Annotated in this window: 13 protein-coding genes; 10 read left to right on the top strand and 3 right to left on the bottom strand. The window is 39.5% G+C overall.

All coding sequences use genetic code 11. From position 1 onward, the window contains the following. Window positions 1-191 precede the first annotated feature (191 nt). The 5 genes from ACFG4S_RS07185 (at window position 192) to ACFG4S_RS07165 (ending at window position 6,258) form a co-directional block, all read left to right on the top strand. Window positions 192-2,045: a response regulator gene (locus tag ACFG4S_RS07185; protein WP_392534137.1), complete on the top strand. Its 1,854-nt coding sequence runs from the start codon at window positions 192-194 to the stop codon at window positions 2,043-2,045. Next, window positions 2,042-4,597, top strand: coding sequence for an ATP-binding protein (locus tag ACFG4S_RS07180; RefSeq protein WP_392534136.1), 2,556 nt, complete (start codon window positions 2,042-2,044; stop codon window positions 4,595-4,597). Before ACFG4S_RS07185 ends, ACFG4S_RS07180 begins: the two co-directional genes overlap by 4 nt. A 52-nt stretch (window positions 4,598-4,649) precedes the next feature. Then, complete coding sequence (locus ACFG4S_RS07175; protein WP_392534135.1) at window positions 4,650-5,027, top strand: response regulator; 378 nt, start codon at window positions 4,650-4,652, stop codon at window positions 5,025-5,027. Between the two features lie 114 nt (window positions 5,028-5,141). Further along, the gene (locus ACFG4S_RS07170; protein ID WP_392534134.1) at window positions 5,142-5,561 is read left to right on the top strand and encodes a response regulator; all 420 of its coding nucleotides are present in this window, start codon (window positions 5,142-5,144) and stop codon (window positions 5,559-5,561) included. Window positions 5,562-5,964: 403 nt separating this feature from the next. Beyond that, window positions 5,965-6,258, top strand: coding sequence for a hypothetical protein (locus ACFG4S_RS07165; protein WP_392534133.1), 294 nt, complete (start codon window positions 5,965-5,967; stop codon window positions 6,256-6,258). Window positions 6,259-6,433: 175 nt separating this feature from the next. Here ACFG4S_RS07165 and ACFG4S_RS07160 read toward each other — a convergent pair whose 3' ends face one another. Then, entirely contained in the window at window positions 6,434-7,231 is a 798-nt protein-coding gene (locus tag ACFG4S_RS07160; RefSeq protein ID WP_392534132.1) for an SDR family NAD(P)-dependent oxidoreductase, read from the bottom strand. 977 nt (window positions 7,232-8,208) lie between these two features. Here ACFG4S_RS07160 and ACFG4S_RS07155 point away from each other — a divergent pair. The 3 genes from ACFG4S_RS07155 to ACFG4S_RS07145 all read left to right on the top strand — a co-directional run bounded on the left by ACFG4S_RS07155 (window position 8,209) and on the right by ACFG4S_RS07145 (window position 9,209). After that, window positions 8,209-8,511 carry a hypothetical protein gene (locus ACFG4S_RS07155; protein WP_392534131.1) on the top strand — a complete coding sequence of 101 codons (303 nt, stop codon included), beginning with the start codon at window positions 8,209-8,211 and terminating at the stop codon, window positions 8,509-8,511. Window positions 8,512-8,622: 111 nt separating this feature from the next. Then, complete coding sequence (locus tag ACFG4S_RS07150; protein WP_392534130.1) at window positions 8,623-8,844, top strand: glycosyltransferase; 222 nt, start codon at window positions 8,623-8,625, stop codon at window positions 8,842-8,844. A 5-nt stretch (window positions 8,845-8,849) separates the two neighbouring features. Then, the gene (locus ACFG4S_RS07145) at window positions 8,850-9,209 is read left to right on the top strand and encodes a GAF domain-containing protein (protein WP_392534129.1); all 360 of its coding nucleotides are present in this window, start codon (window positions 8,850-8,852) and stop codon (window positions 9,207-9,209) included. 423 nt (window positions 9,210-9,632) lie between these two features. Here ACFG4S_RS07145 and ACFG4S_RS07140 read toward each other — a convergent pair whose 3' ends face one another. Together ACFG4S_RS07140 and ACFG4S_RS07135 are read right to left on the bottom strand one after the other, a co-directional pair. After that, window positions 9,633-11,054, bottom strand: coding sequence for an aldehyde dehydrogenase family protein (locus ACFG4S_RS07140; RefSeq protein WP_392534128.1), 1,422 nt, complete (start codon window positions 11,052-11,054; stop codon window positions 9,633-9,635). 168 nt (window positions 11,055-11,222) lie between these two features. Next, window positions 11,223-12,254: a nitrilase-related carbon-nitrogen hydrolase gene (locus ACFG4S_RS07135; RefSeq protein WP_392534127.1), complete on the bottom strand. Its 1,032-nt coding sequence runs from the start codon at window positions 12,252-12,254 to the stop codon at window positions 11,223-11,225. 380 nt (window positions 12,255-12,634) lie between these two features. Between ACFG4S_RS07135 and ACFG4S_RS07130 the strand changes: the two genes are divergently transcribed. Further along, window positions 12,635-13,129, top strand: a complete 495-nt coding sequence (locus ACFG4S_RS07130; protein WP_392534126.1) for a hypothetical protein — start codon at window positions 12,635-12,637, stop codon at window positions 13,127-13,129. A gap of 57 nt (window positions 13,130-13,186) precedes the next feature. Beyond that, window positions 13,187-14,791, top strand: coding sequence for a sensor histidine kinase (locus ACFG4S_RS07125; RefSeq protein ID WP_392534125.1), 1,605 nt, complete (start codon window positions 13,187-13,189; stop codon window positions 14,789-14,791). The last annotated feature ends 28 nt before the right edge of the window (window positions 14,792-14,819 follow it).

Below are 14,819 nucleotides of genomic sequence, written 5' to 3'. Positions count from 1 at the left end.
TGCTTCTCGTAGGGTATTCTGAATTCTTCTTCAACAAGATTTGTAAAATAATATATCAGACTACAAAATTTAAATTAACTTCTTGTAAAGTTTGTAACAATATATTAAAATTACACAGAAGTTTAACCACGCAGACAGTATGCCCTGCGATCGCGAAGATGTCATAAGCATCTTCTTTATAGATACAACTTATGAAAATTTTGTTGGTAGAGGATGACGTATTACTAAGTACAACACTCTTCGAGTTGTTGAGTGCAAATCGTTATACTATCGACATTGCAAGCAATGGACAAGCGGGATTAGAACTAGCGTTATCGAACGAATATGAGTTGATTTTGCTGGATTGGCTAATTCCGAAGTTGGATGGCATTAGCTTGTGTCAGCAACTGCGCTTGCAAGGCTACCGTAAATCTATTCTGTTGTTAACAGGGAAAAATTCTAATGCAGATATTGTGGCGGGGTTAGATGCCGGAGCAGATGATTATGTCATTAAGCCATTCAACCCAGAAGCATTACTAGCAAGAATTCGCTCTTTATTACGACGAAATGGGGCGATCTCATCATCCACGTTAACCTGGGGAAATCTCTGTTTAGATCAAAGTGCCGGTAGAGTAACTTATAATGAGCAGGAAATTCCCTTAACAGCCACAGAATACAAACTTCTGGAATTGTTTTTGCAAAACCCAGACCGGATCTTTAGTCGTGCAGTGATTCTAGATCGGCTGTGGGGATTTGATGATGCACCGACTGAAAATGCAGTTTCGACTCATATTAAAGACTTGCGAAAGAAACTGAAACCAGTCGGCATAGCAGAAGAATTTATAGAAACGGTATATGGTATGGGCTATCGCCTCAAACCTGCACCTCATCGCTCCATCTTTGTTGGAGAAACGAATCAAGATAGCAAGAAAAAACCCAGCCCCAAAGATATGACTTCTGTAAATCGGGTGCTAGAGCGATTTCGTAATTCCTTTGCCGGACAGGTTGTAGTGCTGGATCGAGCAAAAGTTGCACTTTTAGCCGGGAATTTCAATGAAGACTTACATCAGCACGCATTGCATGAAGCCCATAAGCTAGCAGGTTCAATGGGGTCGTTCGGTTATCCAGAAGGTTCCCGACTGGCGCGGAAAATAGAGCATTTGCTACTTCAAGATTCCTCACTATCTCCAGATAAAATCTCTGATTTTTCCCAACTGGTCACGGCATTACAGCAAGAGTTAACCAAGCCGGCTGTCACCTCCACCACTCAAAATTCTACGATAAATCAAACTTATCGTCTGTTAGTTATCGATGATGATACGACGCTGACAGAGAAGTTGCAAGCAGAAGCCGACTCATGGGGAATCAGGATGAAGGTTGCGCCAAATTTAGCAACAGCCCGATCGCTTTTTTCCTTAAAAACTCCTGACGCTGTTTTATTGGATTTGAGTTTTACAGGAGTAGAGGAAGACGGATTAATATTATTGAGGGAAATAGTAGAGCGATCGCCAAATCTTCCAGTGATTGTTTTTACAGGACGAGATACCCTGGCAGACAGACTGGCAGTATCGCGTTTAGGAGCTAGACAATTTTTGCATAAACCGGCGACAACCGAGCAGATTTTTCAGGCGATCGCTCGTGTCTTACCTCAACCTCAAACTTCAGAAGCTAAAGTTTTAATCGTAGATGATGACCCGGTAATGCTGGCTGGATTATCGGACTTACTAACTCCTTGGGGGCTGGAAGTAACAACCCTCTCCCAATCACAGCAATTTTGGAAGGTGCTGATTGCCACTTCTCCAAACTTAATAGTACTAGATTTAGAAATGCCAATAGTGAATGGCCTAGAGTTGTGCCAAGTCGTTCGCCAGGATGCCCAGTGGGGAGATTTACCAATTTTAGTAGTTACAGCCCATACTGAACCAGAATTCCTCCAGCAAGCTTTTGCTGCTGGAGCCGATGATTTTATTAGCAAGCCAGTGCTAGGGCCAGAACTTGTGACACGGGTGCTGAGTCGCATTCAAAGAAGGCATTGGCGATCTCAGGCAGGGAGAAGTAAAGCATGATCGGAAATTATCAGCGATTATTGACCTACGGTATTGCTATTGGCTCAACTGCGATCGCCACACTGTTTTCACTCTGGCTAGAACCACTTATTTCTCGAACCATTGGGGCATTTTTCTACATAGCTATCATTGCCAGTACTTGGTATGGTGGCTTTCGGCCAGGGATTGTTACAGTTGTCCTTTCGACACTGGCAATTGATTATTTCTTGATTCCCCCTCGATATCATCTGGGGACTACTCAACCAGGAGATATATTCCGGCTAGGTCTTTTTCTAGTAGTTGCCTTGATAATTAACCTGGTAACAGGCAATCTTCAGTACAGCAGACAGAAGATTCAACAACTCAACCAACAATTGTCTCAGGAAAATGCCGAGCAATTGCGAATGACTCTTGACGAACGTAAACAAGCACAAGAAACGCTGCAACAACAATTTGAGCAACAGCGCTTAGTGATGGAGATGACCCAGCGTATCCGGCGATCGCTGAATTTACAAGATATATTGCAAACCACTGTTGATGAAGTGCGGCATTTTCTGGAGTGCGATCGCGTCACTATCTTCCAATTTTATCCAGGTTGGGGTGGAACGATTGTTATTGAGTCTGTTGCACCGGAATGGATGGCTCTTTTACCACTCCAAATTCATGACCCTTGCATTGGTGAAGAGAACGTCGAACCCTTTAAACAAGGCTTAGTCACTGCCAAAACTGATATTTATACTGCTGGAATTAGTCCCTGTCACGTTGCATTTTTAGAAAGTCTCCAGGTGAGGGCAAATCTGGTCGTTCCCGTTTCTTTGGGAGATGAATTGTGGGGATTATTAGCAGCTCATCAATGTAGAGCTCCTCGTGAGTGGCAATCTTCAGAAATTGCTCTGTTGCGGCAGTTAGGAGCGCAGGTAAGCATTGCTATTCAGCAAGCAGATTTGTTCAAACAGTTGCAGACAGAACTAACAGAGCGCAAACAGGCAGAAATTGACCTACAACAACTGAATACCGAACTTGAGCAACGGGTGCAAGAACGCACTGCACAACTGACAGAGACGAACGATCGCCTGCGAAAAACAGTGATAGAGCAACAACAAACTCAACTCACACTTTTAGAACAGTCGCAAATGCTGGAGCTTCAGGCTGTAATCACCCGAAATATGGGGGAAGGCATTTGCTTAGTGAGAATTGATAATGCAATCATTATCTATGCCAATCCGAAATTTGAGCAGATGTTTGGCTATGACTCTGGTGAACTCAACGGTCAGCACGTTTCAATTATCAACTATGTCACCAGATCGGTAACTAATGAAAATGTAAATCAAGCCACTCTATCTACCGTTTTACAAAATACAGAAGCCACCTATGAAGCCCAGAATCTTAAAAAAGATGGTACGCCATTTTGGTGTAGTGTGACGGCTTCTGTATTCAGGCATCCCGACTACGGCGAGGTTCTGGTTGCGGTTCACCAAGATATCACTGAGCGCAAAGGCATCGAAGAAGCTTTACGCGAGAGCCAAGAAAAGTTTCGTCAGATGGCAGAAAACATCCAAGCAATATTTTGGATCAAAGATATTCGCAATCAACAAGTTCTATATGTAAGCAATGCATACCAAACCATCTGGCAAAGAAGTTGTGAGGACTTGTATCATAACCATTCAAATTGGTTAGATGCAATTCACCCAGAAGATCGTCAGCGCGTCGAAATTGAATTCATTGAAAAGTTCAGAACAGGGCACTATGATAACAAATATCGCATTATTCGCGCTGACGGTTCAATCCGTTGGATTCGCGATCGCGCATTTCCGATCAAAAATGAACTCGGCGAGTTAGTTCGGATTGCTGGTATTGCCGAAGATATCACTGAACTTGAACAGATTAATTTGATCAAGAGTGAGTTTATTGGCATCGTTAGTCACGAACTCCGCACTCCTTTAACTGCAATTCGGGCAGCACTAGGCTTACTGCAAACTGGTATCTATGACAAAAAACCAGACAAATTTAAGCGGATGATTGAGATTGCAGCCATCGATAGCGATCGCTTAGTGCGTCTTGTTAACGATATTCTCGATTTGGAACGCTTAGAATCGGATCGAGCTGTCTTAGAAAAAACCACCTGCAATGCGGCTGATTTAATTCAACAAGCAGTAGCCGTAGTGCAAGCGATTGCCAATGAGCAAAATATTACCTTTCAGATTCACCCTACCAATGCTCAAGTTTGGGCAGCTGCTGATGCTATTGTGCAAACACTCACCAATTTGTTAGGTAATGCGATTAAATTCTCACCTGCTGATTCTACTATTACTCTCAGTGTCCAACAGCAAACAGACCGCGTACTATTCCAAATAACGGATCGAGGACGAGGTATTCCACCAGATAAGTTAGAAGCAATCTTTGGAAGATTTCAGCAAGTAGATGCCTCTGATTCTCGCACCAAAGGCGGTACTGGCTTGGGATTGGCAATCTGTCGTAGTATTATCGATCGGCACGGTGGGCAAATCTGGGCTGAAAGTACTCTTGGTGTTGGCAGCACGTTTTTCTTCACTCTGCCAATGCCGGAAAATTAGGCAGGGGGCAGGGGAGAATAATTAATGACCAATGACAAATGACAAATGACAAATGACTAAAAGATTATTAATTGTGGATGATGAAGAACGAATCCGCGAATTAGTGCAAGCTTGTTTAGAAGACTTGGGAGGATGGGACACCTTGACAGCTGCATCAGGGGCAGAAGGATTAAAAATCGCCCAGACAGAACTGATTGATGCCATTCTACTTGATGTCTCTATGCCTGATATGGACGGCTTTGCAGTCTACGAAAAACTTCAGGCAAATACCGTCACCCAAGGAATTCCAGTGATTTTGTTAACAGCGAAAGTCCAAGGAAGCGATCGCGCCCGTTTCGCCCAGATGGGAATTGCTGGGATTATTACTAAACCCTTTGAACCCACCTCTATTTGCAACGAAGTTACTCAGATTCTGGAGTGGGAGGATTAATTTTTAAGATTTGTAACAAAATCTATATCTTTATTAGTTTTTTATTTTTGTAATTTATCTTTTTTGGTTAAAGATAACAATCTTTTATCTTACCGAAAAGGTATATGAAATGAAATGAATATGGTAAAGGAGGTAAATATAATCGGCAAAACGATATTGCTCATTGATGATGAATTCAATGTACGTGAGATAGTAGAATTTTGCCTCAAAGATTTAGCTGGTTGGAATGTGGTGACAGCAGATTCTCCATTAGAAGGATTGCAGAATGCAGTAAACCAGAATCCTGATGCGATTTTATTAGATATCTCAATCCGTGACATCGCTAGTTTTGAGTTGATGAATAAACTCAGAAATAATCCAGAAACTCAAGCTATTCCTGTAGTGCTGCTCAGTGCTAAAGCGCGATGGCTGGATTCGCAAATTTTGCGACAGTATCAAGTTGCAGGTGTCATCCCAAAACCCTTTAATCCAGTTACCCTCCCTGCTCAAGTTGCTCAATTGCTGGGTTGGGATTTTACTTCACTAATAGATTAAAAAAATAGATCAAACATCCAATAGATAGCATGGTTGACAATTACTTATAGTACAAAAAATTTGTAGAGACTTATAGTTTAATACGGTTTAGTTAAGGGCTGCTGGCAAAAATTTTGGGTTTTTGAGACGCGATAAATCGCCGTCTCTAGAAGTGTGTATTGACTTATACCTAGCTGTGCGTCCCTAGCCTGTATCTGATTCAAATTTCTATAAAGAACAGTACGAATATTAAAGTTTAGCCTTTCAGCAATTAGTTTGATTTTAAAGTTATTACAAACTATTAAATGTAAAGTTGAATTTCACTTAACGTTTTGGGTAATTTAGAATAGCATCAAATACTAAATTTAATTTTTACATACAAAACTAGTAAATATACGCACAAATTTATACTATTACCATACTGTTGAATCGTCTATCAGATTCTGAAATTGATTTAAAACAAATCCTCGATCGAATTAGGATACTGGCTGATAAAATTCACCAATCGCTTGAAGTGAGTGAAATCCTCAAGATTATTGTCAAGGAAGTGAGAAAAAGCTTCAAAGCGACATGGGTAGAGCGATATCGAGATGGATGCATTGGTGTCATTGAAGACATTGATACTACAACCATTGATCCTTGTTATAAAAAGCTATTAACAGACTTGCAGATTCGAGCTAATTTAGTAGTACCAATTGGGAGCAATGCGAAAATGTGAGATCGGGGTTTAATTATCAACTACATCGTCGTATTCTCAATAAAACTAGGTTTATTTCGTTGCGATGCCTACGGCGGATTGCGCCTACGCATCCCGAAATACCCTATTTCCGTTCTTGATTTTAGCACCTCACTGTTAGAGCATTGCTCCCGATAGAGGTTTGTTTGGAAGTTTTTTAAAGGATGGATCGCAGTAATCCACCCTCTACCCGTTGAGCGACACCATTAATCGCAGAAGCTTTAACAGAGCAAAGAAACAAAATTACGTCTGTTACTTCTTGTGGTGTAAGGAAACGTTGCAACAACGAATTTTTGCCATCGCCTTGGGAAAAGTATGCAGTTGTTAATTCCTCCACTTCAAGTCCCGTATTATGAGCAATTTTATTCAAGTAGATCTCCATACCTTTAGTCCAAGTTGATGCGGGAAGGACACTGTTGACCGTTACTTTAGTTCCCTTGGTTAATTCTGCTAAAGCACGAGAAAGTCCAATTATGGCTGTTTTAGTAACGGAGTAATGGATCATATCAGGCATGGGTTTTACCCCTGTTTCGCTAGCAACAAAAATTACACGTCCCCAATTTTGTTCCAACATCTTAGGCAGCAGGACACGAGTTAAACGGACTCCACTCATAACATTCAAATTGAACAAGTAAAACCACTCATCGTCTGTCACCTGCTCAAATGGTTTAGCCTCAAAATAGCCAACATTATTAATTAGAATATCAACATGACCGATCTGACTCACTTGTGCAATCAATTGCGCCGTTGCATTGGGATTAGATAGATCAGCCGCAACACCGTATACCTTACCAAAAGGTTTCAATTCGTTGACAGTGACTTCTACTTGTTCTTGTGAGCGACTATTGATAACTACTTCTGCTCCTTCTTCTAAAAACCCTCTAGCAACAGATTTGCCAATGCCAGCCGTAGAGCCTGTAACAAGTACTAGTTTATTTTTGAGATTAAGATTCATATAGAAATCCTAAGTGCTGGTATAAGATTTTACGTTTTAGTTAAACTAACTCTAAAGAGTCTAAAGATGAAAAAAGAGACTAACCCTCTTATGTCACTGACGGAAAACATTGAAGAAGGCAGCTATGCTGAGGGCAGAGGGCAGGAGGCAGTATTCCCTCCTGACTGGAAAATGCTCCTTCGATGAGTATATATATAGATCAGTCTCACATCGCATTTTCATGCTTGACTATGAAACTTGTTTCATCGGGACTGCCCTCTGCCTTTCTTGATAATCGGAGTGAAACTCTGAAACTTTGATTTAATATTGCTATTAAAGGATTCTTATACTAAATTTTTAATTTTTAGATTGGTTTTCCTAACTTAAGAACTGGAGTTGAGACTAAATTAAAATTTAGAGGATGTTTGAAAAGTTATTGAAGCAGTTGGAGGAGTTGTGGGGCTGATCTTTTCATTGGTTATTAATTTGGGTTACGATCAAGATTAAGACCCAACGAAAAATCAGTATTTCTGGCTTGATTTATTTTCCAAGGATTAAAGCGATCGCTAAAATCTTTGTCAATAAATAGGGATTAATGAGATTATTTTTGAACCGAATATTGAGAATATACTAATCTTATTGACATTATGCAGCCGCCCTGCGATTTTAATTCAGACGTTGGATATGCCAAGTTTCACAATGTTCTATCGATTGCTAGAAAATAAATAGAGAATTTTTCGTTGGCTACAAGCAAACTGACCACTTTTTTTACTTCTTAGTCTGAACATCTGTATTAAGATATTTGATAGATATTAAGAAGAGATGATGTAACCTTTAAAGTTTGCAATTCAGTAGTAATAATACCACTTCATGAAAAATCTGATACAGATGTAAACCCTGAAAACTTTGCTGCATCTAAGTTTTTTAATTGTGTTAGCGTAGCGGGGCGAAGCCCATTGCGAATTGTGAATTGGTATAAAGAAGTAAGGGCTTTAGTTGTGAACTATACTTATATTGTCGATGTAATATCTCTTAACTCGGTTTTCTGCGCGAATGCTACTCATACCCCGACCTTTGGAACTAGAGGATTTTCTTGGGCGAAAGCAATTACCTTTGTGTTTTGGATTTGGGAGCATGACGATGCCCAATCCAGAATATCTCACACACTACATCGTGGAAGCCTTAAAGAAAACCCATCAGAGCAATTGCCAATTCGCAATTCGCAGTTAGTACCCCATGTCTTCAGGCAGGGGTTTGAAGATTTATGCTGTGCATTTCTTCATCTTCCATCAATGAATTAAAGGGGCTTGTATTCCAACAGCTCAATTATCTAATTACGTCTGCAATTGCGAATTGTTCGATCAGGCTGGGGAGACGTTGGAAGAACGGTAAATATAAAAGATTCGCTACGAGTGTTTGCGATCAAGGAAGTTCCGCATGATTGGTTATTTCCCCAAGTGCCAGCAGTAGTACATCACGGAGGAGCTAGTACAACGGCAGCAGTATTACGTGCGGGGACACCATCAATTACTGTACCTTTTTTTGCAGATCAGCCAGTTTGGGGAGAAAAGCTAACTCGGTTGGGAGTCAGCCCACAACCGATACCGTATAACAAAGTGTCAGATAAAATATAGAGTTATTGGAACAGTTGCAAGTCAGAGCCAAGCTAGTTGTGCCAATTTTACAAGGCGATCGCCTTTTGGGTCTTTTGGTTGCTCATCATTGTAGCGCCCCTCGTGGCTGGCAACCTTGGGAAAACGAACTGCTTCAGCAATTGGCAACACAGTTGGCGATCGCTATTCAACAATCAGAACTTTATCAACAATTGCAGCATGTCAACCAGCAACTTGAAAATATGGTGATGGTAGATGAATTAACTCAAATCGCCAATCGCCGATGTTTTGATCTTAGGCTTAATTCTGTCTGGCAATATCTTTTACGAGAACAAGGTTTTATCTCACTACTTTTATGCGACGCGGTTTTTGCTAGCCTACATTAATTAAGTGCTTGTTGAGATTTTTTAAAATTTGTTAACTAATTTTATTTCTTTATTAGTTCTTTATTTTCTGTTTATAAATTAAAACTGTTGGTAGTAAAACCAAGAGCGAACTACTTATTTGTGTTTAACTTTTTTAATAAAACAACAATTGTATGACCAACTGTCCTTGCTGTTCAAACCAAATGCTTCGTCACATTCGTTTACAAGAAACCTACTGGTTCTGCCGCCACTGCTGGCAAGAGATGCCCAACTTGAGTTCAGAAACAAATAGAAGTATTTTAAATTTGACTAGAACAAGCAGATCGTTAGTTAAACAGCCACTTTCCTCATTTTGAAATGTCAAAATCACGTTTTTATATTAGTTAACTGACAAATTAACTCGTGAAGTTATCGATCTTCATTAGTTATTTATGTTTACACCCCCTATTCCCCATTCCCAAACCACCAAGGGTCATTACTCACATTAGTTTTAATCAAAAAAGCTTTTTTCCGCATAAACCGCTTCAACGCTGCCGCACCCATACGTGAACCTCCCAAACCGGAGAATTTAAAGGCGTTTTTCTCTCCTTCATGCATGATGGCGGTGAGTGCAGCATCGTTGATACTGATAGCACCTGCATCTATGTGCTGGGAAACTTCTAAGGCTTCTGCTTCTGACTCGGCAAAGACCGCAGCACTAAGTCCATAGATGGAGTCGTTTGCCAAAGATACTGCTTCCTCTACTGTGGCAAAAGGCATGATGGGCATAATAGGACCGAAAGTCTCTTCCGTCATCACTTTCATAGAATGGTTAACCTGGGTGAGAACTGTGGGACGACACCACCAACCGCCTCCTAAGTCTTCAATGACACCGCCGCAGTGAATTATTGCTCCCTTTTCTACTGCATCTAGGAGATGGTCGCTAATAATTGCTGCTTGTCTTTCGGCAATAATGGGGCCAATTTCTCCGCTTTCAACTGTGGGATAAGCTAGCCCAAGGCGATGTGCTTTGGCTATTAGTTGATGGTAAAATTTTTCAAATATGGATTCAGCAACGTAAATTCGTTCAATTGATAAGCATGACTGTCCGGTGTTGACGACGGAACCCCACAATATTGCTGAAGTTGCTAATTCTAAGTTTGCTGATTTTAAAACGATCGCGGGATCTTTTCCTCCCAATTCCAAAAAAGCTGGAATAAAGCGTTTAGCAGCAGCCTCGGCTACTTTTCGCCCTGTGGCTACACTCCCTGTAAAGCAAACTAAATCTACATTTTCAATTAAAGCAGCTCCGGTTTCTGCCGCTCCTTCCACAAAGGTTAAAACATCGCGCAATTTAGGAACGGCGTTGAGTGCTGTAATCAGTGGTGCTACGAAGCGAGGAGCAATTTCGCTGGGTTTGACTATGACAGCACAACCCGCTAACAATGCCGGAATGGTATCAATTGTAGATAATAATAGCGGAAAATTCCACGGGCTAATGATGCCAACTAGGGGATAAGGTACAGATGTTTGTTGTAAGGCGATAAAGGGAATTGCTGTGTTTTTTGCCGATTCTTGTAGTAAATCTGGTGCTAACCGACACCAGCGGTCAATGCTAGAGAGAAAGGAATCTATTTCTAATATTGAGATTGACAATCTGCCCGTATCATTGAGCAAAGCTTCCGTTAAGCGATCGCGTTCAGATAATATTGCTTTCTTCCATTGTTGTAAAGCTTCGATTCTGCCCTCTATACCCAATTGTTGCCAAGAAACTTGTGCCCGACGCGTGCGCTTACATTGCTGTACCAAGAGCCTGGGAGGCGGCGGAATAATTACGTAATCAAATTTTCCAGTTCGAGGATTACGGACTTCTATTGGTTTTGTCATTTGTCATTGGTTATTAGTTATTTCTTATTCTCCCCTGCTTCCCCTGCTCCTCTGCCTCCTCTGCTCCCCTGCCCCATACCGAAATTCAAATTATCCCCAGTTATTTCTTATTCTCCCCTGCTTCCCCTGCTCCTCTGCCTCCTCTGCTCCCCTGCCCCCAGCCCAAATTCAAATTATCCCCAGTTTGGCTAGGCGTTCAATGGTGGCTTGCTGTGTTTGCAGGAAGTGTTTGCGGTCTACTTCTGTTTCCAGCATAGTATTAGCGGGGTAAAAGTCTGACTGTTGATAACTTTCGGCGTATAGTTCAAATCGTTGACGTGCGAGTAAATTATTTAACCCTGGTCGGCGGCGATCGCGGCGCAATGCTGCTAGGTCTATCTCTGCAAATGCTGCCATACTTTCGCCTGTATCTGTCTGGGCTATGACTATTCCTCGATGGTCGATAATTTTAGAGCCACCATCAGCCGAAGCAATGGGTATAGAAATATTAGCGATGCCCGCAGTGTTAGCTGAAACTACGTATGCCAGATTTTCTACGGCGCGAGTGATTTTTGCGGCATCTTTGGGTGTGAGGTTTTTGTTGTATACTTCCGAGGTGGAATGGACAAAAATCTCCGCTCCCCGCATTGCTAGACACCGCGCCACTTCTGGATACAAAATTTCTTCTGATGCTAAAGCTGCTAAATTACCGATCGCTGTTTTAGCTACGGGGAAAACTCCCTCTAAACCATAGCAATCAAGATATTTATCCCAAACATCATGGGGGGTGGGAGCAAATAAGGAATTTAGTCGCCGATAGCGCAGAATGATTGAGCCAGAGGGGTCCAGAATAAAGCAGGTTTGGAAATATAATCCGGGAAAGTTGGGATCGAGTTCATAGGCGTTACCAGCCAAAAAGATTTGATGCTTTTGGGCAATTTTCCCCAGTGCTTCATACTCCGCACCAGCCATTTCTATACAGGCTTTTTCTGCCCATCCTCCTAAAGTATCTCCCATCGGAAAACCCGTGAGGAAATATTCTGGCAAGACAATTAAACGACAATCGAAGCCAATGAAAGCGATACTGGCTGCAATTTGTTGCGCTAGACGGTTGATAGAGTTTTTCATGAGCGATCGCGCTTCGTGGCGATCGCTTGCTTGATTGACTGCATGACAGGTAACTTGCAGTGCTAAGGCGCGGTATGATTCTGGATTAGTCATTGGGTATTGGGTATGGGGCATAGGGCATTGGGATGGGAGTCATAACAAAGGACAAATTTCGAGAATGCGATCGCCACCCCAGAGCGATCGTACAAGTTTATTTTGTACATTTACCTGATGACTGTTAACAGTCAACAGTCAACAGTCAACGACCATCAAGAGTGTTTATATACTTTAGACGCGCATCAGCTTATGAGTTGAGAATTTCTCATTGAAATCTCTTTGCTATTAGTCTATATCTCAGTAAAAATACGCGATCTTTACGTAAAATATTTTTTATTATACTTAATTGTAAAAATCAAAACAATTTTGTTGATAAATATAGACAAATTAAACGAAAAACAAATACTAATAAATTAGTTCTATTATTATAAATATATATGGCTTTCGATTTAGATGAAGCTTTTCAACTAGATATAGCTCAAATAAGTTTGAAAAAAGCACATTCATTAGTATTTAAGTTACATGAAGAGATAAAAATTCCTTTTGTAATTTGGTTACTAGAGAACCCTAATAGCCAATTAGCTTTACCTGGAAAAATAAGTTTAATCCATCATGATTATATTCACATACTTTTAGGTAGAGGTCTTTCTCCTGAAGATGAAGCTTTTGTAATAGGATTTACAATGGGTAATGACTTAAAAACTAATCAACTACATTTGTTTATTTATAAAGTTTTTTCTAGATTTATATATCCATATCCTTATAAACTTTCAAGTTTAGATTTAAAGATTTTTTCCTTAGGATTTATTTATGGCAGAAAGATTAAATATAAACAAATAAATGAGGTTAATTTTGAAATATATCAAGATGAAAGTATAGAATATTTAAGGAATATATTTGGTATTAATCAGGATGAAACAAAAGCGATGTAAAAGTATTTGTATTTAATTTACTTAATAATCAATTATTTAAAAAAATATAGCATTAAAATGCAACTACCTTATAAACTTAAATTTGTTTCATCTCAATTAGTAACTCTAACTGTACTACTGACATTACTATTGTTTATTCCTCAAATTTGGCTTAATTTACAAGCATATTATAACTTCAATAGTATTACTAAAAATGAATTCAAACTACAAATACTGAGCGATCAAATTACTTATCTTGATGAAGTACTAACGATGTCAGCCCGGATGAATGCTGCTACAGGTAACTCTATTTGGGAAGAACGGTATCGCCAATTTGAACCTAAACTGGACATTGCTATTAAAGAATCAATTCAACTGGCTCCACAAACATATAAAAACGATGATGCTAAAAAAATTGATGCTGCTAATCAGCGCTTGGTAACAATGGAATATAAATCTTTTGATTTAGTTAAAAAAAATCAAAAAGAGACGGCACAATTACTACTTTTTAACCGTGAATATGAAATTCAGAAGCAAATTTATGCTGATGGAGTTACGAAAAGAAAGCATAATATCTCACTTGAATTACAACAGAAAGTTGATGAATATTATAAAAGAATATTTTGGGCAGTTTTAGAATCTATTATCAGTTTAATGATGTTGATTCCAGCATGGCTTTTAGTATTGCATTTATTGCGGCAATACTTAAAAGATAAAAAAATTGCTCAAGCTGCTTTAGAAGAAACTAATTCTAGATTAGAAATGCAAGTTGCAAAGAGAACGGCAAAATTAAAACATAAAAATATTCAACTACGAAAAACACTGCAAGAATTGCAACACACTCAAGTACAACTTATTCAAACTGAAAAAATGTCATCATTAGGTCAGTTAGTTGCCGGTGTTGCTCATGAAATCAATAACCCAGTTAATTTTATTTATGGTAATCTGATGCATGTTAGAGAATATAGTCAGCAATTACTCACTTTAATTAACCTATATCAGCAACAATATTGTAACTACAATCCAGAAATAACTAGTCTTATCGATCGCATGGATTTAGAGTTTGTTATTAATGATATGCCTAAAATATTATCTTCAATGGCACTAGGTACCGATCGCATTCGTGAAATTGTGCTAACTTTGCGGAACTTCTCACGTCTTGATGAAGCAGAAATGAAACTTGTTGATATTCATGAAGGAATTAATAGCGCACTATTAATTTTACAGTATCGTCTCAAAGAAAAACATAAATATCAGGAAATTGCAATTATTAAAGATTATGGTAGTTTGCCTCTTGTTGAATGTTATGCAGGAGGATTAAATCAGGTATTTATGAATATCATTAGCAACGCTATCGATGCTTTATATCAATATGAAATAGAATGTTTACAAGGAGAGATTGAAAAAGAGCCTAGTTCTATTATTATCCATACTAAAGTTAAGAATGAAGACTTCATAATTATTACTATTAAAGATAATGGTTCAGGAATGAATGAGGAAGTTAAAACTAGATTATTTGACCCTTTTTTTACTACTAAACCTGTAGGTAAAGGGACTGGTTTAGGATTATCTATTAGTTACCAGATTATAGTGGATAAACATAAAGGAAAAATTCAGTGTATTTCTGAACCAGGAAAGGGCACAGAGTTTGTGATTGAGATTCCCATCAAGCAGAGACTTTAAGCAAATATATTAAAATAATTGTCTACGC

Origin of the sequence: Nostoc sp. C117 (genome assembly GCF_043099735.1) — a bacterium.
Taxonomy (GTDB): Bacteria; Cyanobacteriota; Cyanobacteriia; order Cyanobacteriales; family Nostocaceae; genus Nostoc.
The sequence above is the reverse complement of the archived record's forward strand: the minus strand, read 5'-3'. Positions and strand labels throughout refer to the sequence as shown.